The sequence below is a fragment of the Asaccharospora irregularis DSM 2635 genome, from assembly GCF_900129815.1.
Lineage (GTDB): Bacteria > Bacillota > Clostridia > Peptostreptococcales > Peptostreptococcaceae > Asaccharospora > Asaccharospora irregularis.
In genome coordinates this window covers 15,603-42,130 of the sequence record NZ_FQWX01000012.1, presented here as the reverse complement: position 1 = coordinate 42,130, position 26,528 = coordinate 15,603, and the positions used below count along the sequence as shown (strand labels likewise).

The following is a 26,528-nucleotide window of genomic DNA, read 5'->3' as shown; positions in this document are numbered from 1 at the left end:
TAATATACTTAAAAGTAACTATATACTAGGGGGTTATTTACAATGGATAAACTAGAATACTTAAATAGATATGCAAAAACATCTAAATTTAGAAATGCTCTAAAAATACCACTTGAGTACGACCTAGAATTCAAATTACTAGCCCAGGGTGAATACAATGTCAACTATCTATTCATCCATCCATCCAGTGGCCAAAAATTACTTCTTAGAGTAAACACAGGTAGCCAGATGCATTTAGATAACCAGATAGATTATGAGTACAATGCTCTTAAAGAATTATTTTCTAGTGGCAGAACTCCTCAGGTTTATTATGTGGATGGCACTAAAAAAGATTTTCCTTTTGGGGTTCTCGTTATGGAGTTTTTAGAAGGAAAACCTCTAAATTATTTAACGGATTTAAAAATAGCAGCCGAGTGTCTATCAGATATACATAGTACAAAAGTATCTAGTGATACCACTCTAATTTCACCTAAAAATCTTTTATATGCAATGGTAGATGAATGTGAGAATATGGCAAAAGTATACTTAGATTCGCCACTTGGGGATACTAGAACTAAAAATCAAATTAAAAGACTTATAAATTACTGCAATGAAAAAATTAAATTTGAAAAGGACTATGATGGAGACCGTCATTATATAAATACTGAACTAAACTCCGGAAATTTTTTAATTAACGGTCCACAAAAAAATAATTATATTATTGATTGGGAAAAACCCTTGCTTGGGGAGCCTGCACAAGACCTAGCTCACTTTCTTGCACCAACAACAACTTTTTGGAAAACAGACGTAATACTAGAAAAAACTAAAATGTATAAATTCATAAATGATTATATAGATTTAGTCAAAGATAGATTCGACACATCAAATATAATCGACAGATTTGAAACCTATATGCCACTTACATGTTTAAGAGGTATTACGTGGTGTTCTATGGCATGGATTCAGTACAATCAATCAGAAAAAATCTTACAAAATGAATTTACATATAAAAAAATAGAGTCTTATTTAAAACACAGCTTTTTGGATGAGATAGAAAGTAATTATTTTCTATAATCTTTTTCTATATAAAAAATAAACTCTAAAGGATTTTATTAAAATCTATTTAGAGTTTATTTTTAATAGTTAAACATTAAGCTATTCTAACATCAGCATACTTACTTTCTTCAATTTCATCTCTACAACTTCTCATTATCATTCTAGCCATAACAAGAACTACAACCTCAGATACCACAGTCGCTATCCATATACCCTTGCCTCCAAATAAAAACAGCATTACTACTAAGCTAATTGTTATTACAACAACTCCTCTTCCTATAGAAACTACCCCCGCTAACATAGGTCTTCCTATCGCAGTACAAAATCCAGAGGTAATTACATTGTATCCCATTATTAAAAATGCAAATGAAAATACTCTTAAAGTCGTTACAGTATAATTGAACATATTTTCATCTATTTTATCAATAAACATTGATACTATCTGATTAGTAAAAATAACAACTATTAAAAATGATGCTACAGATGCTACCTTTACGACTTTTAATCCCATATCTAAGATATTAAGCACAGCTTCCCTGTCTTTTTTGCCATAATAATAGCTACAAATTGGTTGCATACCTTGAGAAATACCTATCATTGTACTTAAAATCAATGTATTTACATAGCAAATAACACTATAACTTACAAGTGCATCCTCTCCAATAAATCTTAGTATACTTTGATTGAATAATAATACTACTACCGCCATACTAGCCTCTGTTACACAATCAGGTATACCTATTGACACTATTCTTTTTATAATGTCAAAATCAAACTTAAACTTAGTGAATCTTAGTTTGCCTTTTCTTCTTAGGAAGTGTATAAAGAAAAATGAAAAAGAGAACACTCTTGCAAATCCGGTTGCAATCGCTGCTCCCTCAACTCCCCAGTTTAATTTAAGTACAAATACATAGTCCAGTACTATATTAGTTATTGCCGATATAACAACACCTATTGTTGAAAGGTGAGGATATCCATCACTTTTAATAAGAACTTCCAACGAATACGATACTATATAAAACCCTACAAACAAGATTATATTTCCTAAATAACCTTTCACATATTCAAGTGTCGATGTAGTTGCCCCCAAAAATACTGCTATTCTATCTAAATTAGACAAGCTAAGCACAAGTATAATAGCAGATAAAATTACTAGAACAATTGTATTTAGTGTAAAGTACTCACTTGCTTTTTTGTCATCGCCTCTACCTAGTGTCATAGATACCACGGTTGTTGCTCCTGTTGAAAACAGTATAGATAAAGCAAATATAGTATTTATGTAAGGTGTTGATATATTTACAGCCGCCAACGCCTCACTTCCTACTCCTTTGCTTACAAATATTCCATCTACCATTGAATATAAAGAGAATACCCACATAGCTGATACCGAAGGTATTACATATTTTTTAAATTGTGATTTTAAATCCTTTATTGATTCCATATAAATCCCTCCTTCTTCCTAGAAAACTATAAACTGTGGTATAATACTCAAGTCAAGTTTTTTTAATTTTAGGAGGTGGCTATTATAAAAAGAAAATACTATAAAACAGGTGAGCTTTCAAAAATATATAAAATAGGTAGAGATTCTATAAAATACTATGAAAAATTAGGTCTGTTAAATCCTGACCGTGACACCAATTCTTATAGGATGTACACTATTAAAGATATCTGCAACCTCAATCTCATAAGAGAGCTTAGAAGCCTTGATTTTTCTATGCAAAGAATAAAAGAATACTTGCAGAATAGGAATATTAATAGTACTAAAAATATGCTTCAAGAAGAAATTTCACTTATAGATGAAAAATTAAATGAATTAGCTAGTCACAAGGAATCATTAAAAAAAAGATTATCATCTATAGATAATACTATAAATCATACTAACTTCAATAGAATAGAACTCTTGTATATGCCTAAAAGAAAAGCACTCACTATAAACACTAATGTCACTTTTGATGAAAATGTAGATTTTCTTATACAGAGATTAAATGAAAAGTTCGATGATAAATTTTATCTCTTAGGAAATAGTAACTTTGGTGCTGTATTTGATTCTAAGAGTATATCAAAAGGAATATTTAATAATTTTAAATATATCTTTTGTTTACTTGATGATGATGCTACCAATTATAATTTTGTTTTAGAAGAAGGTTATTATGTCACTTATACATATAAAGGTGACTATAAAAAATCTTCCCAAATACTTCCCATGCTACATAAGTTTATAACCGCTAATAACTATACAATACTTGGGGATCCCGTTGAAATTTATAAGATAGATATATACGAAACAGCTTTAGAAGATGAGTACGTTACCCAGGTTCAAATTCCTGTTAAACTGTTAAGCGAATTATACTTTGTTTAATACCCATATTATAAACTAAAAATAGTGGTAGATTAGCCAAAATTGCTATTCTCCCACTATTTTTATAATATCTTATATTTTTATAGTTTAATATTTTTTACTTCTTCAATAGGAACAGGTTTTGAGTAATAATATCCTTGAATATAGAATCTGGTGTTTTTATTATCCTGTATAATTTGTTTTTGATCATCACTTTCTACACCCTCAACTACTATTGTCTTATTTGTAGCAATAGAAATATTAGATAAAAAGTCCAGTATCTCTTTTCTAAGCATTGACCTTTCTATATCATCTATAAAATATTTATCTAATTTTATCATATCACAGTCTAATTTTTCTAATATATCTAGATTTGAATACTCAACACCAAAATCATCTATAGCTATCATTATTCCACTTTCTTTTAGAGATTTTATTGACTGTTGCATTTTAAACAAATCATTTATCCTTATTTTTTCTACTATCTCTAGGCAAATCTTGTTTCTACCTATTCCACTTTCTTGCTTAATTTCCTTTACTTTTTTTATAAACTTTTCATTTTCAATCTCATTTAAAGAAACGTTTATAGATATATAAAAATCTTTATTAATTACATTTTTATACTCTCTTATTATTTTATAGTCGTTTATTGCATTTTTTAATATCCATAAAGATACATCAAAAATCATATCATTATCTTCTATTTCTTTTATGAATTTATTTGGAGGTAGTATCCCTTCTTTAGAATCGTTTAATCTTAATAATGCTTCAAACCCCATTATACTATTTTTTTTAGGATCAATTATAGGCTGGTAATATAATAGGTATTCATTATTCTTCATTCTATTTTTTATTATATTTTGTGTTCTCTTTTTTATTATAAGTGGAGTTAGTTTATTTAGTACAATAGTTATCATAACTAGAATTAGTAAAATACTTATACTTAAAAGTATTCTTAACCTATATCTATTTTTGTATTTATTTTTACCATGATCCTCCTGATGATATTTTTTTGTATATCATCTATTGGATTTCTTTTTTTTTCTTTATATTGATCTAGCAATCTATCTATTTTATTTATATATTCCATACTATTTTTGTTCCCACATATATACACTGGGCCTAATGAATATTCATATATATTTTTACCTTTGACATCGGAGTCTCCAGCTACACTACACATAGCGTCAACCTTACCTGATTCTAAAAGATCTGCTGATGTATCATAAGAGTTTGTTATGACTTGATTTATACTTATACTTTTTTCTTTCAAGAAATCTTTCATCCACCTTGAATTTATATCATCTTTTACAAAGGCGATTTTGCCTCCATCTAGTTTCTTTAATTCACCGTAATTAATATTTTTATTGGTATACAGTCCATACATTTCAACGGTGATATAATTATCTGTATACTCTAACTTTCTAAGCCTCTCATCAGTCCTATGCAATCCGAAAAGAAGGTCAATTTCTCCGCTTTCCAGTTTATCTATACAGTCTGCAAAATCAGCCATTACATATTCGTATTTTACATCTAATTCGTCTGATATCAAATCCCATACTTCTTTGTAATAACCATCTATCTGTCCTCTATCATTTATGAAATAGTACGGATTTACCTCATAAAAACCTACTTTAAGTGTATCCTCTGTGGTCTTCGAGGCACTATTAACTTTAGCCATAGCAGTATTTGTACTTTAAAAAAATATTATACATACCGTAGCAACTATTTTCTGTTTAAATATCCTCATATAATCATTCCTTAATTTTAAGTTGTTACTATTATGTAATAATGTCTTTTAAAAGACATTATTACATAATATTACATTTATTGTATAATTCTAACATTTTTTTTGATTGTTTAGTATATTTTTTTAAAAATTTTAAAATACCATATAACTTTTAATCAAATATACAAGACAATAATACAAATTTCTAGTATAGATATATATTTTAGTTAAAACTCTATTTTTTAATATTAAAATTCTATATAATCTGGTAACTCGTCTTCTGTATTTATCCACTCATCGCCTTCTAACTCTTCATCTGTTATCTGGCTAATAGGCATCTTCATGTATTTTCCTGTGGCTGTAGCTGCTATATCACCATTTTCTAAAATTATTTCTCCACTTCCTTCAAATAATTTTCTATTTTCTTTTGTTATCCTACCCACTATTTTTATTTGTTGGTCTGTTGGAACTGGTTTTTTATATTTTATCTCTAGTGACACAGTCACTCCCCATATAGTTTCATCATTAATGCTAATAGCCCTTCCTATAGTCTCATCAAGAAGAGCAGCAGAAATTCCTCCATGAACTCTACCTGGATAGCTTTGATGCCAGTCTTTAGTATTGCAAACAGCTAAGAGTTCACCATTTTCAAGTTCATAAAAAGATGTTTTTAATCCTAAATCATTGTCTGTTCCACAAACAATACACCTTCTGCCAACGTTTTGTTTCTTTAGTACCTTATGCTTCAAAATAGTTCCTCCCCACCGAATTATAATCCACTGTATATCATTTAGATTAAAAATTTATTCCAAAGAAATCCACAATCTCATCTTCGTAATAATTTATAATTAATTTATCTGGAAATTCTACTTCTTCTAATACTCCTTTACAATTGTCAAACTTACCTATTGTATAAGATATATGTGAATCACTTCCTAATATGACTTTTGCATCATACTTTTTACAATACTCAAGTAACACCTTTAAGTTATCCTTTACACCAGTTCTATAAGAACCTGTATTCAAAGATGAATTATTAATTTCTAAAAGAACATTGCGCTCCTTTGCTTTCTTTATTATAGGCTCATAGTCTACAGGAAATCCACTATCATCTAGATGACCAATTATCTTTACCTTAGGTTCATCCATAACTTTCAGTATTGCATTTGTATTTTCTTCTTTTGTACCTGGTTCTATACAAGGTCTATGAAGACTCGCAATTACATAATCTAATCGACCCAATATTTCTTGGTCTACATCTATACTTCCATTGTAATCTATTATATTTGCCTCTATTCCTCTAAGTATTGCTACACCATCTACCCTTCTTGGTATTACATGCATATTTTGAAAGTAAAATGGATGAGGTCCTCCAGGCATATTAGGTGCATGGTCTGATATTCCTAGATACTTAATACCATTTTTTTTAGCTCCTTTTATATTTTCCTCTAATGTGCTGTAAGCATGACCACTTACAATAGTATGACAATGTACATCTAATATAGCTTTCATTTCTATTTTCTCCTATCTTGCAATTTTTCCACACTATATATTGTATATATATTCTTGGATTATATGTTACAAACAAGGTCTTTATACACTATAATGACCCGTATATTAAAAAGCCATACTGCATTATGCAAATATGGCTAGTTTTAATAATTATTATAACTCTAAGTCTTTAAACTTATCTTTAAGTAAGTCTCCTAAAGTTCCTAAAGATTCCTCTACTTCCATATACTCTGATATATCTTCCTCTGGCTCTCTATTTGCTTCTTTTATAGATACTAACATTCTCTTGTCCTTTGGCTTGAAATTAAGAACTTTTACCTTAATCTCATCATCAACATTAACTACATTAGTAACTTTTACAACTCTATCATCACTTAGTTCAGATATAGGTAAGTATGCATCTACACCTTCTCTTATCTCAACAAATGCACCTTTTTCTATTATTCTAACTACTTTACCAGTTATAATATCCCCTTCTTCTAGCTCCTTTGATATTAGATTCCAAGGGTCATTATTTATGTCTTTTAATGCTAAGGCTATTCTTCTAGTTTCCCTGTCCACATCTAAAACATATACCTCTACATCCTGACCTTCTTGTAGCACATCTTCTACAGATTCTACTCTTTTCCAAGATAAGTTGTTTATATGAGCCAATCCTTCTAGTCCTCCAATGTCAACAAAAGCTCCGTAAGTCATTATTTTTGTAACCTTACCTTCTCTTTTTTGACCTACTTCTAAAGAGTCAAATAATTCTTCCTTCTCTGCCTTTATGCGGGCTCTCTCTGCTTCTCTATCAGCTTTTATACGTGCTCTTTCAGCTTCCTTTTCCGCTTTTATACGCGCTCTTCTCTCTTCTCTTTCCTTATCTAAACGCTCCTGTAAAACATCTCTATGTGATGCTACAAATTTATTTTTACTTTGGTTTAATTCTATTATATATACCTCTAGGTTTCTACCTATGTACTCATTTGTATTTTTAACAAATTTAGTATCTATATGTGATATAGGTATAAAGAATGTGTGAGTTTTGTAGTTAGCGAATAACCCTTTTTCTATACTTCTCTCCACATTAACAGTTATTATTCTATGCTCTTCAAATGCTTTTTCTATCTCTACGAAATCATTAGCCTTATCAGCAGCTAATTTTGATAGTTTGATTACTCCATCTTTTTGATAAACCTTTGTTATAACTCCTGTTATTTCATCACCTATTTTATATACTTCATCAGCGTATTTACCTTTTTCTATATTTAATTCGTCTATAGATATAGAACCATCAAAGCCGTAATCTAACCCTAATATAACTTCATCAGATGTTATTTTTATTACTTTTCCCGTTATTATCTCTCCAACTTTTATCTTACTAAGTGCTTGTTCTTCTTGATCAAGCAATTCTTGCATTGATAAATTATTTGTCATTATAATACATCCTTTCTCCTAATTATATAACTTTGTAAATATTATACCATTAATACCAGCAATACTTACTACTTTCTTATAATATTTTCATCCCAATTTCAAAAAAATACTCCCATGAATATAACTTTTATCAATGAGAGTATTTTTAACTAAAACTTGATTTTCTATTTCTTCTTTTAATTAATACTATACAGTTACATCATTTACACCTTCGGATTCCCATTTAGCTATTTCCTTTAGTCTCTCTATTATCGGTAAGTGCTGTGTACATTCACTTTCACACTTTCCACAGGCTATGCACTCAGATGCTTGGGCTTTACTATTCATAGTATAATTCCAATACTCAAGTCCATAAACCAATTCAGTCATCTCTTTATCAGTCTTTTTAAACATTTGTTTTTCGTTATAAAATAACATATATGCAGGTGTATTTATTTCTTTTGGACAAACTTTGCAGTACCCACAACCACTACATATTGCATTCATATTTTCGCCTAGTCTATTTTTTATTTTTTCTATATCTTCCTTTGAATAAACTTCATTTTCATCCACTATTTTGCAGGCATCATCTATATCTTGTTTTTTGCCAAATCCAATTAGAGAAACCGTTATCTCTGGACATCCTATATTAAATCTAAGTGCAGCTTCTATTGCTGTTTCTCCCTGTTTTGCTAGAAAAGACAATTCTTCACTATGTTTTGGAATTGTTCCTCCACTTAAAGGATTCATTGCTACTACCCCATATCCATTTTTAGCTGCATATTCAGCACCTTTAAATCTATATGGGAAATTTAATATATTTATTCCCATAGTAACCCCTTCAAATTTGTTTTTATCAAGTATTTCCATAACCTCATCTCCTGGTTGGTGAGATGAAAATACTATATGATCTATTAGACCTTCTTCTTGGCACTTTAGTAGCCCTTCGTATTGTCCACCCTTTTTCATGGCCAACTCATAGTGCTCCATCTTTCTAACACACCATACATGATAAAAGTCTATTTTTTTTACCCCTAATCTTTCTATAGATCTTTTTACTGCAGCTATTGCCTTTTCTGATGTATCAAACATCTTAGGTTTTCCCTTAGTAGATACATAAAAATCAGTCTTACCCTCTTTTATCATTTCTCTAAACGCAACTCCAAAAATATCCTCACTTCTATCATCACAATACCCTGGAGCCGTGTCAAAGTAGTTTATTCCCTTTTCATATGCATATTTTATTAACTGTGCATTTTCCTCGTTGCTCTTATCTAAGTCAAATCTTAACCCACCAAATCCAACTACCGAAACTTTTTTGCCTGTCTTTCCATAATCTACATATCTCATGATAGACTCTCCCCTAAAAATTATTTAATTTTTTTTACATCTTCTTCCCACTTAGATATTTCCTTTAATCTGTCTATAATTGGTAAGTGTTGTGTACACTCTTTTTCACATTTGCCACATGAGACACACTCACTCGCTTTTACCTTGCTACCTGTTGTATAGTTCCCATATCTAGTTCCTAATAACAGGTTTGTCATATCTTCATCGTTTTTCTTAAACATTTGTTTTTCATTGTAGAAAAGCATATACGCAGCTGTATTTATTTCTTTTGGACATACTCTACAATAACCACATCCACTACATATTGCATTCATGTTTTCGCCAATTTTACTTTCTATTTCATCTATATCTTGTTGTGAATAATCTATATTTTCATCTGCTATTCTACAAGCATCGTCTATGTCCTGTTTTTTGCTAAATCCAACTAATGAAATATTTATTTGTGGAATACCTATATTAAATCTAAGTGCAGCCTCTGTTGCTGTTTCTCCATCTTTAGCTAAAAATGATAGCTCTTTGTTATGTGCTGGTATAGTTCCACCATTTAATGGGTTCATAGCCACTACTCCATACCCATTATCTACTGCATGTTGGGCCCCTTTTATTCTATAAGGGAAGTTTAATATATTTATTCCTAGAGTAACACCTTCAAATTTATTTTCATCAAGGACCTTTATAACTTCATTTCCTTCTTGATGTGATGAGAATACTATATGATCTATTAGACCCTCTTCTTTACACTTTAATAAACCTTCGTATTGTCCACCTTTTTTCATGGCTAATTCGTAGTGCTCCATTTTTCTAACACACCATACGTGGTAGAAATTTATTTTTTTTACGCCTAGTCTTTCTATAGATTTTTTTACAGCTTCTATTGCCTTTTCTGCTGTGTCATAGGTTTCTGGCATACCTTTAGTAGATACGTAAAAATCCGTTTTCCCTTCTTTTATCATATCCCTAAATGCTATTCCGTATATATCTTCACTTCTATCATCACAATAACCTGGCGCTGTATCAAAGTAGTTTATACCTTTTTCATATGCATATTTTATTAGCTCTGCATGATCTTCATTACTTTTTTCTAAATCAAATCTCAGTCCACCAAATCCTACAACTGAAACCTTTTTCCCGGTTTTTCCATACTCTGTATATCTCATAAAATGCTCCCCTCTTTGTTATAAAGTCTAATTAAAAATATTATATCACTAAAACATTGTTAAAACATTGATAAAATTTTTCAAACTACCATTATAACCAATCATTTTATTCTATCTAAGTACTCATTTAAAGTAATATTTACATACTCATCTTCTCCATCTATTAGATTTGATGTTGTTATCCCCAAAAGCCTTACACGATTTTCTTTTATAGTTATATTTTTTAAAAGTGAATATACGGTTTCTCTAATTCTTTTATGTGAGTTTACATATTCACTTAAGGTTATGCTTCTAGTAATCTGTTTGAAATCATCATACTTTACCTTCAAGGTTATAGTCTTACATAGTTTTCCTGATCTTATTAATCTATCTGATACCTCTTTACTAATAGCATCTAAAATATCACTTGCCTCTTCGTCATCGATAAATATATCATGATTTAGTGTTGTCTCTGCCCCTACAGATTTTCTCTCTCTATGCGTTTTAACTTCTCTATTATCTATTCCTCTCGCGAACTGATATAGTGTATATCCCTTTTGCTTAAACATATTCTCAAGTTCATACAAACTTAGACTCCTAAGATCATATCCATTGTTTATCCCAAACCGTCTAAGTGTTTTTTCTGTAACCTTTCCAACACCAAAAAACTTATTTATAGGTAAACTATCTAAAATTTCTTGAGTATTTTCCTTGGTTATAACGGTTAATCCATTTGGTTTTTGATAATCTGAAGCAACCTTTGCCAAAAACTTGTTATAGGATACACCTGCTGATGCACTAAGGCCCAGTTCATTTAAAATATCTGACTTTATACTTTTTGCTAATGAGGTAGCATATTTAATATTTTTCTTGTTATGGGTTACATCTAAAAAAGCTTCATCTAAAGAAAGTGGTTCTACTATATCTGTATATCTATAGAATATCTCTCTAATTTGGTTTGATACTTCATGATAAACTTCAAATCTAGGTTTGACAAAAATTGCATAAGGACATCTTTTATATGCTATTTTTGACGGCATAGCAGAGTGAATACCGTATTTTCTAGCTTCATATGAACAAGTAGCCACTACTCCTCTACTTTGAGGATTCCCCCCAACTATAACCGGTTTTCCCTTTAGTTTATTATTATCTCTTTGTTCTATTGATGCATAAAATGCGTCCATATCTATATGTACTATTTTTCTATTATATTCCATAATATCACCTTTTAAAATCTATATTTTTCGAACTTATGTTCTGTCTGTATCATAATTATATCAAATAATAGTTGTATTTCTATAGATTTCCTAGATTTAGCGTTTATTAATAAATATTTTCTAAAAAATCCTTGCAAAATACTAAAAAAAGATTTAAAATAAATATTCCAAGGAACTAAATTATAATTCCTTATTGATAACCAGTTACTAAAAAAGACCATACCTCTTAGCAATGATATGGTCTACTTTTTTTGATTTTTTATTTTTTACTTTTAATTATAATAAAGATTTTGTGATGGATATTCAGGATCGCAAGTAACATCTATACCTAGCTTTCTAAATGTTTGTTCATCATCCTTACTAAGTATAGTAGTTGAATGAGCTTGGGAACCTTTTAGCATATGTAATTTTTCCATCGCAAATTGTGCAATAGGACTTGTAACAGCACATATACTAAGTGCAGTTAATACCTCTTGGCAACTAAGTGAAACATTTCTACTAGATAGTGTTTTAGTTTTTAAGTTTATAATTGGTTCTAGTATTACTGGAGATATCAAATGCATATCATCAGAAATACTTGCTAGATATTTTACTGAATTTAATATTGCAGCGGCTGTTGCATTCATTAAATCAGAACCCTTACCTGTCAATATAGTCCCATCGTTTAATTCTATTGCTACTACTGGACATATATCATTTTTATCGGCATTTTCTCTTAATTTATTGCTATAATTTCTTGCGGGCATAACAACTTTTCTATCTTCTGGTTTTAAATTAAGCTCTTGTAGGATCATGCTCATTCTATCGTAAGCGCCTTTGTCTACTTGACCCTTTTTATATTCACATGAAGTTTTAAAGTATCTTCTTATTATTTCTTCTATAGATGCTTTTTTTACTACTTCATCATCAATTATTCCAAAACCTACTCTATTAACACCCATATCTGTTGGAGACTGGTATATAGCTTCTTTTCCTGTTATCTTTTCTATTATTTTTCTAAGCACTGGAAACAACTCTAAGTCTCTATTATAGTTTACAGACATTTTCCCATATCTTTCAAGATGGAATGAATCTATCATATTAACATCTTTTAAATCTACAGTCGCAGCTTCATATGCAATGTTTAGTGGATGTTTTAGAGGCACATTCCATACTGGGAATGTTTCAAACTTCGAATATCCTACTACATTACCTCTTTTATTTTCATGGTATAGCTGACTTAAACAAGTTCCAAGTTTACCACTGTTTGGTCCAGGAGCTGTAAGTACAACTATAGGCTTAGTTGTTTCTATATATGGATTGGCACCATATCCTTCATCACTTACTATAGTATCTACATCTGATGGATATCCCTTTGTAGGAGTATGTTTATATACTTTTATACCTCTACGCTCTAGTTTATTTATAAATACTGTTGTTGCAGGCTGACCTTCAAATCTTGTTATAACCACACTGTTTACATCTAATTCATACATTCTCAAATCATCTATCAGTCTTAAAACTTCCATATCGTAGGTAATACCAAAATCGCCTCTTATTTTATTTCTTTCTATATCACCTGCATAAACACATATGACTACTTCTACTTTTTCTTTTATCTTTTGTAATACTTTTATCTTAGCATTTTCGTCAAACCCGGGTAGAACTCTCTTAGCATGAAGATCTCCAATAAGCTTTCCGCCAAATTCCAAATAGAGCTTGTCAAAATTATTGACCCTCTCTAGTATGTATTTTGACTGTTCTTCTAAATACTTTTCATGGTCAAATCCTATTTTCATTTTTTGCACCTCACTAAATTAAATTAATTATTGATAACCAGTTTTTATATTTTTTCTAAGCTAATATTATAACTCTAAAAAAATAAATTTTCAAGACAATTTATAACGCAAAACAAAGACTATCGTCTAATTAGACGATAGTCTCTATTTTAATTATTTTTTTATTATTAGCAGCATCCACATCCACCATCAAACATTTCTCCTGCTCCACAAACTATTAATAATAATATTAAGAATGGTATCCATGCAGTTAAATCTATATCAACACAACTATCTTGGAAAGCTAAGAATAAAAAGAATAAAACTATTATCCATATTCCACAACCGCCCATAAAACCATCTTCTCCAAAAAATCTTTCTAACATATATGTTACCCCCTTGTTGATTTCTAATAATGAGTTTTAACTCTAATATATACTATGTATCTGGGGATAATTTTGACATTACTTTCTGGATAAATATATATTAGTCAACAGATTTCAACGATTCTACCATTTGTACTTGCTTTAACTTATAGTACATTGCAAGGTTGACCACTACTCCCATAACTATTGTTAACACAAATGCTATCAAATAGCTTTTAATACTTATCACCCTACCAAACATCATATTTTCAACTTCAACAGTTATCATTATAAATTGGTGCAATAATTTTCCAAGTCCAAGCCCTACAAATGATCCAATTACAGTTAAAATTATATTTTCTCGATATATATATGCCGATACTTCATTGTCATAAAATCCTAAAACTTTTATCGTTGCTATTTCCCTGATTCTCTCCGATATATTTACATTTGTTAAGTTGTAAAGAACTACAAACGCTAAAGATCCCGCAGATAAAATCATTATCAGTACTACATAATTTAGATTTTTTATAGTATCTCCAAAGGTTTCTTTTACTGCTGTGTTATAACTAACTCCTTTTATATTTGTACTTCTAATTATATCCTTAGATAAGCTTTCCTCTAAGTTTTTTGATGTATCTCTTAAGGTTGCTATAACTGTATTATGTTTTGTTTTTCTTCCAAATAGTTTATTGTAATACTCCTCTGACATATACGCATAATGTGAAACATAGTTTTCTGCAATTCCCATTACCTCAGCTTTTACTTTCTTGTCACTACTATTTACAACCTCAATTATATCTCCTGTTTTAATATCTAGTTCCCTTGCTATCTTTTCCGTTATTACAATACCATTCTTTCCAAGCTTTATACTTTCTTTACTCTTCCTATCTTGCAGATGTATAAGTTTACTCATATCATCTATGTCACTAGGAACTAAAATAGAAACATCTTTCTCACTGTTTTTTGATCTTAACTTTCCATTTTGCTGATTTATAAATTGATAATCTTCTATTCTATTATCTTTTTGTATATATTCTGATAGTTTATCTATATCACTTAACTTAGGATTATTATCAAGGGTGATTGTCATATCGTATTTGAATATAGTACCATATTGACCGTCTACTATCATTTGAATAGAATCACGAATTCCAAAACCTGTCAATATTAGAGCTGTACACCCTGCAACACCTAAAACTGTCATTAAAAATCTTTTCTTATACCTGAATATATTTCTAATAGTCACTTTTCCTATAAAACCTATCTTATTCCATATAAAGTCTACTCTCTCCAGTAAAATCCTCTTGCCATTTTTCGGAGCCTTTGGTCTCATTAATACAGACGGAGACTCTTTAAGTTCTTTGTAGCAAGCTAAATAAGCTGATAGTGTGGTTATAGCTATCGATGTTATTGTTACATTTAGTGCTAAAGGTATATTGAATGTTAAAATAGCTTTAGGCAAATTGTACATCATTCCATAAGCATCAAATATTATGGTTGGAAACAAAGTATACCCTATCAATAGCCCCATAGCACTTCCGATTAAGCTAGCTGCTAGTGAATATATTATATATTTTTGAGCTATCTTCCAAGTTGTATATCCAAGTCCCTTAAGCGTACCAATATTTATCCTTTGCTCATCTACCATCCTAGTCATTGTTGTTAGGCAAACAAGGGCTGCCACCGAAAAGAAAAATACTGGAAATATTCCAGAAAGGGCATCTATACTTTTTGCGCATCCTGAATACTCTCTATATGAGTAGTGACTGTTTCTGTCCAGAACATACCACTCTGGTTTTTCTATTTTTGCTATTTTGTCCTCTGCATCAATTATTTTATTTTCTGCTTTTTGTAACTCATCTTTTGCTTTTTTCCTATTGTCTATCAATTCATACTCTGCTTCTTTTATCCTATTTTTTTGTTTACTTAACTCATTTTCCGCTTTTTTGAACTCTACCTTTGATTTAGATTCCATCAAGTCCAAAGTAGATTTTTCTTTTTGTAATTTATTTTTTGCTATAACTATATCATTTTTTGCTTTTTTTAATTTTTCCCTAGTTTCTACTAGTTCCTGTTTTTTTGAATTTAATTGATTTTTGCTACTCTCATATTGAGGTACAATACTGTTTATTATAGCATTATTCTTAGCCATTTCCTGTTTTATAATCTCTTTTTCCGATTCACTTAAATTTGTGTCATTTAACCTAGTTTCTAAAGTTGAATTTAAATTTTTTAATCCTGCTATTTTAATCCCTAGTTCATTTATTTGTACTTCTGCTTTTGAAAACTCATTTTCTGCTAAAGTTTTATTTTGGTTAAAAAGCTTTAGATTTTTCTCATACTCTTTTTCCCCTTGAATTAATTGTTTCTCGGCATTTAATATTTTAGATTTTCCGCTCTTTATCTGACTTTGTACTTCTAATTTTTTTATTTTTAACTGTTTTTCACCAGTATTTATTTTTTGTTTATAATCTTCAAGTTCTCTTTGTGCATCATCCAGCTTTTTATTTACATCTACTTTATTTTGCTCAAATTCTTTTTTGCCTTTACCTAGCTCTTCATATGCCTCTTGTCGCACCTCTTTATATCTTGATTTTATCCTGGAATCTGATATATCTTTTAATTTATTTGTTGTCTTGTCAACTATATTAAAGTACTCATCGGTATAAGAATTTTCATCTTTGGCACCTTTAACTGTCAAGAATATATCTGTGTAAGCATCCATTATGAAATCACTCTGTGGAATCATAATTACACCATTTACAATACCGCTTCCTATGCTACTACTACCTTTCTCGTGTGATAGGTAATACGGTGTTTCTATAAATCCAACCACCTTATATTCTGAGTTATTTAAACTTTTTGTTAGACTTTCATCTGTCCCAGACTTTAGGTTGAGTTTATCACCTATCTTCAGACCTAAGCGATCTATTTTACTTTTTTCTACTACACACTCACCGCTTTTTTGAGGTAATCTTCCTTCTAGCACATTTACTCTATTTATATAATCCTTACTTTCTTTTTTTATATCCTCTAAAGGAAGTGCGTGTATCTTAAATACCTTTTCCTGACTACTATATTTTGCCAATACATCTAAAGAATAAGTCGGTAAAACACCTTCAATACTATCAATTTTAACTATTTCCTCTACGTCTTTATCTGTAAGCCCTAGTGTAGATACCAGCCTTATATCCATTAGATTATTATCATCAAAGTACTTGTCTGAGGTATTTCTCATCACCATAGGAGAAACTTTTACTCCCGAAAAAAAAGCAACCCCTAAAGCCACAATACACATTATAGATAAAAACCTGCCCCTACTCTTTTTTATATCTCTAATAATATCCTTCCATAAAGCACTCTTCATATCTACCATTCAATCCTTTCTACCGGTACTGGATTTTCATTGATAGTAGAACTCTCTATCTTTCCATTTTTAACTTTTATAACTCTATCCCCTATAGGCACCAATGCCAAGTTATGAGTGATTATTATCACAGTCATACCCATTTTTTTGCATGTATCTTGAAGAAGTTTAAGTATTGATTTACCTGTATTATAATCTAATGCTCCTGTAGGTTCATCGCATAGAAGGATTTTAGGATTTTTAGCAAGTGCCCTAGCAATTGCAACCCTTTGCTGCTCACCTCCTGAAAGTTGAGCTGGAAAATTATTTTTTCTCTGCTCAAGTCCTACGGATTCCATTACTTCGTCTATGTTTAAGGGCTCTTTACATATTTGTGTAGCTAACTCTATATTTTCTCTGGCAGTTAAATTTTGAACTAAATTATAAAATTGAAACACAAACCCTATATCATATCTTCTATATGTTATAAGTTCCTTGTTTGAATAGTTATTTACTTTTTTACCATCTACAATTACCTCGCCACTACTAGGGCTGTCCATACCTCCTAGTATATTTAGTATAGTACTCTTTCCTGCTCCACTAGCTCCTGCTACTATTACAAACTCTCCCTTATCCACTGAAAAGTTAACACCACTCAATGCAGAAATTTCAACTTCTCCCATTTTATATACTTTTTTTACATCTTTGAATTCAATATATTTACTCAACAATATTCCCTCTATTCTCATCTAGTTTTTAGTATATTATATCATAACAATATATTTATTTTACCTACACTTTATTACTAACTTATAAGGTTTAAATCTATACCGCATAATGAAAAAAGGTTATCTTTTTTATTATTAAAGATAACCTTTGGTAGTATTTATAATACAGGTTTAAACATCCATTATTATAGGAAATATGATAGGTCTTCTTTTTGTTCTATCATATAGAAGTTGCTCTACTGATTTTTTTACACTTGTCTTTAGTATGTGCCATTCTACTACATTGTTGTTTAAACAAGCTTCTACTTCTTCTCTTGAAATTTCTTTTATGTCGTTTATAAGCTCTTCCGCCTCTCTTGCATATACAAATCCTCTAGTTATTATATCTGGACCTGCTACTATACTATATGTTTCTCTATCTATAGCTATGACAATTGTCACCATGCCGTCTTTAGCCAAATATCTCCTATCCCTAAGGACTATATTTCCTACATCTCCAACTCCTATTCCGTCTACATAAATACCCCCTGTACGAACTCGTTTAGACGTATCAACTCCTTCATTAGAGACTTCTAATACTTGTCCTGTTTCTAATGTAAATACATCTTTTTGATACATACCTAACCTTATAGCTAAATCACTGTGATGTTTTAAATGTCTATATTCTCCATGAACAGGCATAAAATACTTTGGTTTTGCTAGGGTGTGAACTAATTTTAATTCTTCCTGGTATGCATGACCTGATACATGTACCTCTTCTAGATCCTCATATATAACATCTACACCTTTTCTAAATAGTTGATTTATTACTTTAGATATCATCTTATCATTTCCAGGTATAGGAGAGGCTGATATTATAAATAAATCATTTGAGTTTATAGTTATTTTTCTATGAGATCCATAAGCTATCCTTGAAAGTCCAGCCATAGGTTCACCTTGGCTACCTGTTGTTATTATAGTTATATTTTCATCTGAGTATTTTGATGTATCGTCTATATCTAAAATGCTTTCTTCTGGTATGTGAAGATAACCCAAATCCATAGCAACTTTGGATATGTTTTCCATGCTTCTTCCACTAAAGGATATCTTTCTATTATATTTTAGAGATGCGTTTACTATTTGTTGCATCCTGTGAATATTAGATGCAAATGTAGCTACTATTACTCTACCCTTTGCATTTGAAAAAATCCTAAGTAAAGTTTCTCCTATTGTTTTTTCGGAGATTGAGTGTCCACTTCTTTCTACATTAGTACTATCTGCTAATAAAAGTAATACTCCTTCTTCTCCTAGTTCACCTATTCTATTTAAGTCCATTACTAATCCATCTATAGGAGTGTAGTCTATTTTAAAGTCTCCTGTGTGAAGAATGATTCCTAGAGGCGTGTGTATTGCCAATGCGCATGAATCCGCTATACTATGGGTTACTCTAATAAATTCAACCCTTATCTTATCAAGTATTACATCTTCACCTGCATCAACAGGCACTAAAACACAATCAGATAGCATATTATGCTCTCTTAATTTATTTTCAACCAAACCAAGTGTCAATTTTGTACCATAAACAGGCATATTCAATTGTTGTAAGATATACGGTGTTGCTCCTATATGATCTTCGTGCCCATGGGTTAAAAATAGACCTTTTATATTTTCTTTTTTATCTATTAAATAATTTATATCTGGAATCACTAAGTCCACTCCATACATTTCTTCATCTGGAAATGATATACCGCAGTCCACTACTATTATTTCATCACCGTATTCAATCGCAGTTATGTTTTTTCCTATTTCTCCAAGTCCGCCTAACGGAATTACTCTTACTTTTTCTTTGTTCATATCTATAAATTTCCTTTCTAAGATATTTATCAAAATCTATTTATTCTAATATATAAATATATTTTCTATATAAATTAATTGGTTATATATATTTAGTTGTTTATATATATATTGTTTGTTTATATAAGTTTTATAAACCTATTTTTTAAAATTTATATATTCTTTTGTGAATAATACATACATTTATACAAATACTATGGTTGGAGGTGTTTATTATGATAAATTTAACTACAAAAGAAAAATTTCTATTAGAAGATGAAAAACAACAAGAACAACTATGCGTGGACAAATACAATAGTTTTGCCAACAAAGCAGAAGATCCTGAATTAAAAAATCTTTTTTCACAACTTGCACAAAAGGAACAAGAACATTTAGACTCAATAAACCAACTTCTAAGTGGTGTTGTTCCAAGCACAAATCAACAGCAAGGCCAACAACAAAGTCAACAAATGCAAAACTCCCAACAAAATTTCATGAATTTAAATTCATCAAGTATGAATTCTGGACTACAAAATAATTCTTATAGCGAACATGATAAAACTTTATGTATTGATGCCCTTTCAACTGAGAAATATGTTTCATCTACATATAATACTGCTATATTTGAGTTTGTAGATAAAGACGTAAGACAGTTATTAAATCATATACAAAAAGAAGAACAAGAACACGGTGAGAAAATATTTAACTATATGAGCCAAAAAGGTATGTATAACGTACAATAAAAAAATAGCGATGAGAAATTTCTCATCGCTATTTTTTTATTCTATTATTTTGACATTTCCTTGTATTCTTCTGGAGTACCAGGAACTTTTATTTCACCTTTTTTTAACTTACCTTCTATTTCTTTTACATAGTCTATTATTTCTTGTGGAACTAATTTACTTGTAGTATCTGGTATACCTATTCCGTCTTCTTCTAGTCCATAAACTTTACTTGTTCCTCCTGGGAACTTATCTTCTACTAATTCTTTAACTGTTTCAAATACCCCTACATCAACTCTCTTTATAGCTGAAGTTAATATATTATCTGGAGCTTCATTGCTTTGATCTCTATCTACACCAATTGCAAATTTATTATTTTCTCTAGCCGCTTCTATAGCACCTGTTCCAACTCCACCTGCTGCTGCAAATATTATATCAGCATTTTTGTTGTGCATTTGTTGAGCTATAGCTTTTCCTTTAGCTGAGTCAGTAAATGAGTTTGCATATTGTCTTTGTACAGTTACTTCAGGGTTTGTATCTTCAACACCTTTTAAGTATCCATATTCAAAAGTTTGTACAGAAGGTATTTCTACCCCTCCTATAAATCCTACGTTATTAGTTTTTGTCATTTTAGCTGCTACTGCCCCAACTAAATATCCAGCCTCTTGAGCATTAAACAGTATACTCTTTACATTCTCAGGAACTTTGTCGTAAGTAGCATCTACTATTGCAAATTTTTGTTCTGGGAATAATTTAGCTGAATCTTCTATAGCTGGTGCTATTTTAAATCCAACCCCAACTATTAAATCTACTTCTTCATCAACTAATGTTTCTATATTTGACATATAATCTGAATCTTTGTGTGATTCTAAGTATTTTACTTTTACTCCTAATTCTTTTTCTGCTCTTTGAAGCCCTTCCCATGCTGATTGGTTAAATGATAAATCGTTTACTCCACCTGTATCAGTTACCATTGCTATAGTAACGTCCTTCTTTTTATCATCAGACTCTGATTTTGAACCTGAACATCCAACTAATAAAGATGTTGACAGTATAGCTGTTGTCGCTAATGCAACTACTTTTTTGAATTTCATGCTATTTCCTCCTAATGTGTAAGCTATATGTATTTGCAAAAAAGCCTTTCCTAAAATATATTTAAAATCGGCTTTTTAAAAATGACTACTGTGAAACTATATTTATCAGCGATATTAAAGGAATATAATTTCTTAGTCATTATAAGGTAATTTTGACATCTTTTTGTATAATTGTCAATGTTTTTAAATGTTTATTAGTAGTATTTCTAACACAAATAATTTTAGATTTTTGCCCACCTATTTTTTTTAATTTTTCTTAAAATTATGCCTATTATAATAATTATCCCTAGTGCTCCTGATAGAGGATATATAATATTTACTAAAGCTGCAAATGGCAACCTACCACCAAAAAAACCTAGTATACCGCATATAAGTGCTATTATATTAAACTTTACCGTTTTTTCTTTTGCAAAGCTATTACATACGCTCCAAAGTAGAGGAACAGCTGTAGTATATATACCAGCAATTAAAATAAATGAAAACATAGTCCCAACTAGAGGTGAAATCTTATCCGCCATATATAAAGTCGGAATCTCTGTAGTGTATACATTTTTTATATCAGCCATTAGTCCAAAGTTCAAAATTATAGCTGCCGCCATAAATGCTACTCCACCTAAAATTCCACCCCATATACAATTTTTTCTATTTTTAGCAGTCGATCCTACTCCAATTAAAAATGGTGTTACTATTATTATATTTAGGCCGCTATAAATCAGCCCTGACAACCACCATTTATCAACCGCCTTTGTCATATTTAAGCTTGGAAGTATTTCATTTATATGTAAAAGACTTTCATAGTTTCTGGCAATAGTTATAACCCCTATACCTATAGATACAAATATTATTACAGGTCCAATATTCCCAAGTATGTCTATAACCCTATTGATTCCTAATAAAACTGATAGAACCACTACAACACTTAAAATTAAACTTCCTATACTCTTACTTATTCCGTAGTATTGATTCATGGTAGCCCCTGACCCTGAAATCATAACAACAAATGAGCAGAAGAAGAATAACGGCATAAACATCTTGAAAAATTTACCTACAAAATCACCACACAAATATGTAAATATGTCATTACTTGATCTTAGCCTCACAGTATTTCCAATCTCTAATAACTCCCCCCCACAGTAAGATAGTATTACCATGCATATCATACTTCCTAAAATACTAATCATCCCATGTGCCGAAAAAAATTGCATAATTTCTTGCCCTGTTGCAAACCCGGAACCTATACATACAGATATATAAGTTCCGGCAAACTTAATAATTTCTTTAAAGTTACCATTCCTATTCATTTTAACCTCCCAATCTTTGTTAATCCCCTACTAAGTTAATTGTGTTTATAGTAATTTATTTCGTACTCATATTATTTATATGCCTCCTTAACATCAATTAATGTTTACATTGTAGCTATTTTTTTATTTCCAAAAAATAAATGTTGTTTATAATCCGTATTTATGATATATTAATATGACAGACTTATTTTAGTTTGTATTTTAAATATATCGGAGGTTTTTTACAATGAAAAACGGAATAGTAAAATGGTTTAATAGTGACAAAGGATTTGGATTCATATCTGTTGAAGGTGGAGACGATGTTTTCGTACACTTCACAGCTATACAAGGTGACGGATTCAAAACTTTAGAAGAAGGTCAAGAAGTTAGCTTTGAAATAACTCAAGGTGCTAGAGGACCTCAAGCTGAAAACGTAAATAGAATATAATTATATTAATTTATATATATATTTTTAAAAAAAGAACTCTTAAGAGTTCTTTTTTTGTTTTTGAAAATGAATATAATTTCCTATACATTATAAAAAACTAGAATAAAAATCTCTTATTCTAGTTTTTTTATGTTTATATACTATTTATCTAGAGCTTCTTTTTTTAGAATTTCAGCCTTATCTGTTCTTTCCCAAGGTAAATCTATATCAGTTCTTCCAAAATGTCCGTAAGCTGCAACTTTTTTGTACATAGGTTTTCTTAGGTCTAAATCTCTTATTATTGCACCTGGTCTTAGATCAAAGTGCTTGTTTACTAGTTCAACTAGCTTGTCCTCTGAAACTTTTCCAGTTCCAAAAGTATCTATAAATATAGATAATGGTCTAGCTACTCCAATCGCATATGCAAGCTCTATTTCACACTTATCGGCAAGTCCTGCTGCAACTATGTTTTTAGCAACATATCTAGCTGCATAGGCTGCAGATCTATCAACTTTTGTAGGGTCTTTTCCTGAGAATGCTCCTCCTCCGTGTCTAGAGTATCCGCCATAAGTATCTATTATTATTTTTCTTCCTGTAAGACCTGTATCCCCTTGAGGACCTCCTATGACAAATCTACCTGTAGGATTTATATATATTTTTGTTTCTTCATCTAATAGATTTTCAGGTATTACCACTTTTATAACATTTTCTATTAAATCTTCTCTTATAGTATTATTTTCAACATCTTCACTGTGTTGAGTAGATATAAGCACAGTGTGAACTCTGATGGCCTTATCATCATCATATTCAACAGTAACCTGTGTTTTACCATCCGGTCTTAGGTAGTCTAATTTACCACTTTTTCTAACTTCTGTAAGTTTTCTAGCCAATTTATGAGCCAAAGATATTGGAAGAGGCATCAATTCCTCTGTTTCATTACAAGCAAAACCAAACATTATACCTTGGTCTCCTGCTCCAACCTTCTCTATCTCATCTTCTACCATTTCTCCAGCTTTATTTTCTAATGCTTCGTCTACTCCTATAGCAATATCGTTTGATTGCTCATCTATAGATGTTATGACTGCACAAGTATCACAGTCAAACCCGTACTTCGCTCTAGTGTATCCTATCTCTTTTACTGTATTTCTAACTATTTTAGGAATATCTGCATATGCACTTGTGCTTATCTCACCAGCAACAAGCACAAGACCTGTTGTAACTGTAGTTTCACACGCAACCCTAGATAAAGGATCTTGTCGTAATAACTCATCTAATATTGCATCCGATATTTGATCACTCATTTTATCTGGATGTCCTTCTGTAACTGACTCTGAAGTAAATAAATGTCTTGCCATTTTCATCTCACCTTTCATTATCTTTTTCATTTTATTTTACTAATTATCTATTCTTTTACTTTCTATTTTCTAGGTTGTCTCCAATTACTAAACTCAATTCTCTTAAAATCTTGCAAGCAGTAATAGTCGATACATTTGTATTGTCGTAATCCGGACTCAACTCAACTATGTCACAACCAACCAAGTTTATACTTGATTTTTTTATTATCGAAAAAACTTTCTCAAGTTCCTTGTAAGTAATTCCTCCTGGTTCTGGAGTACCTGTTCCAGGGAATATAGATGGATCAAGTATATCCAAATCTATAGTTAAATAGACATTCTTGTTATTTAATTTGTCCAAAATTTCCTCAAAAGTTGTTATCCCACCAACTTCCATATAAGTATGATTTTTATTTAAAGCAAAATCAAATTCTTCTTTGGTTCCTGATCTAATTCCAAATTGGAATATTTTATCATCACCTAATATATCCCATATTCTCTTTATAACAGTTGCATGAGAATTTTTATTGTTGTTGTATTCTTCTCTTAAATCCGTATGGGCATCAAAATGAAGTACATATATATCTTTATATTTCTCATAAACAGCTTTAAATGCAGGTAGCGTTACTAAGTGCTCTCCACCTATCATCATTGGAAATTTATTATCTTGTACTATCTGCTTCGTGCCTTGGTAGATTTCATCTAAAACTCTTTCTGTATTGCCTATGCTTAACTCTAAGTCACCTAAGTCACATATTTTATAATCTTCTAAATCTAATTTCAAAATAGGGCTGTATGTTTCTAATCCATAGAACTCACCTCTCATAGCAGAACTTGCAAATCTAGTCCCAGGTCTATTTGAGGTAGTTCCATCAAATCCAACACCGTACACAACAATATCAGCTAAATCGTATTCACTGTCCATTGCCATGAATTTATCCAAGTAATAAAAATTATTTGTCTTCATTTAGCATATCCTTTACATATTGAGGTAACATAAATGCCCCTACATGTATATCGCTATTATAGTATTTAGTTTTTAGATTTAAACTTTCCCATGCTTCTCTATTTTGATCTTTTATTGGATCAAACTTTTTAGATGCAAATCCAAATAACCAGTGCCCTGATGGATACGTAGGTATATGTGCTTGATATACTTTAGTTATTGGAAATATGCTAGATATTTTATTGTTCGCCCTTTTCATCTCTCTTGCATAACTTTCAAAATACGGTGTTTCATTTTGATTTACAAGTATACCATCATCACTAAGAACTCTATAGCAATCATTGTAGAAATCTACTGAAAATAAACCTTCTCCTGGTCCCACTGGATCCGTAGAGTCAACTATTATTAAATCATAAGATTTATCTTTGGAGTTCTTGATAAATGCTACCCCATCCTCATAATACAGATTAACTCTACTATCATCCAACTTACAAGCACATATATCTATATAATCTCTAGATACATCTACAACCATCTTGTCTATTTCTACCATGTCTATTTTTTCAATTGTTGAGTAACGACTAAGCTCTCTTACCGTTCCTCCATCGCCTCCTCCTATTACTAAAGCTCTCTTTATATTAGGATTTGTAGCCATAGGAACATGAACTATCATATCATGATATATAAACTCATCTTTCTCCGTTACCATCATAAGTCCATCTAAAGTCAAAAATCTTCCGTATTCCTTGCTTTCAAAAACATCTACTGTTTGAAATTCCGACTTTCCACTAAATAAATGTCTATCTGTTTTTATTGAAAAACGTACGTTATCAGTCCACTCTTCTGTATACCAAAGTTCCATATTTCCCCTCCGTGTTTATAATATTTTTGTATATCTATTACTTTTCTTATCTAAGATTTTTCTACTTTTATTTATCTATTTTATATTTATTATTTATATATTTATATTTATTTATATATCTCTAAATCTACTGATAT

Annotated in this window: 23 protein-coding genes; 4 read left to right on the top strand and 19 right to left on the bottom strand. The window is 30.5% G+C overall.

All coding sequences use genetic code 11. From position 1 onward, the window contains the following. The first annotated feature begins 42 nt into the window (after positions 1-42). The gene (locus tag BUB34_RS06670; protein WP_073125737.1) at positions 43-1,053 is read left to right on the top strand and encodes an aminoglycoside phosphotransferase family protein; all 1,011 of its coding nucleotides are present in this window, start codon (positions 43-45) and stop codon (positions 1,051-1,053) included. Positions 1,054-1,129: 76 nt separating this feature from the next. On the opposite strand, the gene BUB34_RS06665 is transcribed toward BUB34_RS06670, so the two are convergent. Further along, positions 1,130-2,476 (bottom strand): MATE family efflux transporter, encoded by a 1,347-nt coding sequence (locus tag BUB34_RS06665; protein WP_073125735.1) that lies wholly within the window; start codon positions 2,474-2,476, stop codon positions 1,130-1,132. 75 nt (positions 2,477-2,551) lie between these two features. Here BUB34_RS06665 and BUB34_RS06660 point away from each other — a divergent pair, with 75 nt between their 5' ends. Next, on the top strand, positions 2,552-3,394 hold the full coding sequence (locus tag BUB34_RS06660) for a MerR family transcriptional regulator (protein ID WP_242948844.1): 843 nt from the start codon (positions 2,552-2,554) through the stop codon (positions 3,392-3,394). An 80-nt stretch (positions 3,395-3,474) separates the two neighbouring features. Here BUB34_RS06660 and BUB34_RS06655 read toward each other — a convergent pair whose 3' ends face one another. From BUB34_RS06655 to BUB34_RS06595, 13 genes are all read right to left on the bottom strand, one after another. Further along, positions 3,475-4,290 (bottom strand): EAL domain-containing protein, encoded by an 816-nt coding sequence (locus tag BUB34_RS06655; protein WP_073125732.1) that lies wholly within the window; start codon positions 4,288-4,290, stop codon positions 3,475-3,477. Between the two features lie 38 nt (positions 4,291-4,328). Beyond that, positions 4,329-5,054 carry a substrate-binding periplasmic protein gene (locus tag BUB34_RS06650; protein ID WP_073125729.1) on the bottom strand — a complete coding sequence of 242 codons (726 nt, stop codon included), beginning with the start codon at positions 5,052-5,054 and terminating at the stop codon, positions 4,329-4,331. Positions 5,055-5,350: 296 nt separating this feature from the next. After that, a complete protein-coding gene (locus BUB34_RS06645; RefSeq protein WP_330392753.1) occupies positions 5,351-5,851 on the bottom strand; it encodes a PaaI family thioesterase in 501 nt (166 codons plus the stop codon). 46 nt (positions 5,852-5,897) lie between these two features. Beyond that, positions 5,898-6,614 carry a phosphatase gene (locus tag BUB34_RS06640; RefSeq protein ID WP_073125723.1) on the bottom strand — a complete coding sequence of 239 codons (717 nt, stop codon included), beginning with the start codon at positions 6,612-6,614 and terminating at the stop codon, positions 5,898-5,900. Positions 6,615-6,767: 153 nt separating this feature from the next. Then, positions 6,768-8,033, bottom strand: a complete 1,266-nt coding sequence (locus BUB34_RS06635; RefSeq protein ID WP_073125720.1) for a 30S ribosomal protein S1 — start codon at positions 8,031-8,033, stop codon at positions 6,768-6,770. Between the two features lie 186 nt (positions 8,034-8,219). Next, on the bottom strand, positions 8,220-9,362 hold the full coding sequence (locus BUB34_RS06630; RefSeq protein WP_073125716.1) for an aldo/keto reductase: 1,143 nt from the start codon (positions 9,360-9,362) through the stop codon (positions 8,220-8,222). Between the two features lie 20 nt (positions 9,363-9,382). Continuing rightward, positions 9,383-10,519, bottom strand: coding sequence for an aldo/keto reductase (locus tag BUB34_RS06625; protein WP_073125713.1), 1,137 nt, complete (start codon positions 10,517-10,519; stop codon positions 9,383-9,385). 101 nt (positions 10,520-10,620) lie between these two features. Next, on the bottom strand, positions 10,621-11,715 hold the full coding sequence (gene dinB / locus BUB34_RS06620) for a DNA polymerase IV (protein ID WP_073125710.1): 1,095 nt from the start codon (positions 11,713-11,715) through the stop codon (positions 10,621-10,623). Between the two features lie 272 nt (positions 11,716-11,987). Continuing rightward, positions 11,988-13,493 (bottom strand): DUF1846 domain-containing protein, encoded by a 1,506-nt coding sequence (locus BUB34_RS06615; protein WP_073125708.1) that lies wholly within the window; start codon positions 13,491-13,493, stop codon positions 11,988-11,990. 167 nt (positions 13,494-13,660) lie between these two features. Next, positions 13,661-13,858, bottom strand: a complete 198-nt coding sequence (locus tag BUB34_RS06610; RefSeq protein WP_073125705.1) for a hypothetical protein — start codon at positions 13,856-13,858, stop codon at positions 13,661-13,663. Between the two features lie 100 nt (positions 13,859-13,958). Then, positions 13,959-17,216: an ABC transporter permease gene (locus BUB34_RS06605; protein ID WP_073125703.1), complete on the bottom strand. Its 3,258-nt coding sequence runs from the start codon at positions 17,214-17,216 to the stop codon at positions 13,959-13,961. Further along, entirely contained in the window at positions 17,210-17,935 is a 726-nt protein-coding gene (locus BUB34_RS06600) for an ABC transporter ATP-binding protein (protein ID WP_200787871.1), read from the bottom strand. Before BUB34_RS06600 ends, BUB34_RS06605 begins: the two co-directional genes overlap by 7 nt. Before the next feature lie 150 nt (positions 17,936-18,085). Further along, positions 18,086-19,747, bottom strand: coding sequence for a ribonuclease J (locus BUB34_RS06595; protein ID WP_073125697.1), 1,662 nt, complete (start codon positions 19,745-19,747; stop codon positions 18,086-18,088). 215 nt (positions 19,748-19,962) lie between these two features. On the opposite strand from BUB34_RS06595, the gene BUB34_RS06590 reads away from it, so the two are divergent. Then, a complete protein-coding gene (locus BUB34_RS06590) occupies positions 19,963-20,469 on the top strand; it encodes a spore coat protein (protein ID WP_073125693.1) in 507 nt (168 codons plus the stop codon). 44 nt (positions 20,470-20,513) lie between these two features. On the opposite strand, the gene BUB34_RS06585 is transcribed toward BUB34_RS06590, so the two are convergent. Both BUB34_RS06585 and BUB34_RS06580 read right to left on the bottom strand, forming a co-directional pair. Beyond that, the gene (locus tag BUB34_RS06585) at positions 20,514-21,542 is read right to left on the bottom strand and encodes a BMP family lipoprotein (RefSeq protein WP_073125689.1); all 1,029 of its coding nucleotides are present in this window, start codon (positions 21,540-21,542) and stop codon (positions 20,514-20,516) included. A 221-nt stretch (positions 21,543-21,763) separates the two neighbouring features. Next, a complete protein-coding gene (locus tag BUB34_RS06580) occupies positions 21,764-22,843 on the bottom strand; it encodes a YkvI family membrane protein (protein ID WP_073125686.1) in 1,080 nt (359 codons plus the stop codon). A 226-nt stretch (positions 22,844-23,069) separates the two neighbouring features. Here BUB34_RS06580 and BUB34_RS06575 point away from each other — a divergent pair, with 226 nt between their 5' ends. Beyond that, complete coding sequence (locus BUB34_RS06575; protein ID WP_073125684.1) at positions 23,070-23,270, top strand: cold-shock protein; 201 nt, start codon at positions 23,070-23,072, stop codon at positions 23,268-23,270. Between the two features lie 140 nt (positions 23,271-23,410). Here BUB34_RS06575 and metK read toward each other — a convergent pair whose 3' ends face one another. The 3 genes from metK to speE are packed head-to-tail and all read right to left on the bottom strand — an operon-like array spanning position 23,411 to position 26,391. After that, on the bottom strand, positions 23,411-24,604 hold the full coding sequence (gene metK / locus BUB34_RS06570) for a methionine adenosyltransferase (protein WP_073125681.1): 1,194 nt from the start codon (positions 24,602-24,604) through the stop codon (positions 23,411-23,413). A gap of 55 nt (positions 24,605-24,659) precedes the next feature. After that, a complete protein-coding gene (gene speB / locus BUB34_RS06565) occupies positions 24,660-25,550 on the bottom strand; it encodes an agmatinase (RefSeq protein ID WP_073125678.1) in 891 nt (296 codons plus the stop codon). Continuing rightward, complete coding sequence (speE, locus tag BUB34_RS06560; protein ID WP_073125675.1) at positions 25,537-26,391, bottom strand: polyamine aminopropyltransferase; 855 nt, start codon at positions 26,389-26,391, stop codon at positions 25,537-25,539. Before speE ends, speB begins: the two co-directional genes overlap by 14 nt. Positions 26,392-26,528: the final 137 nt, after the last annotated feature.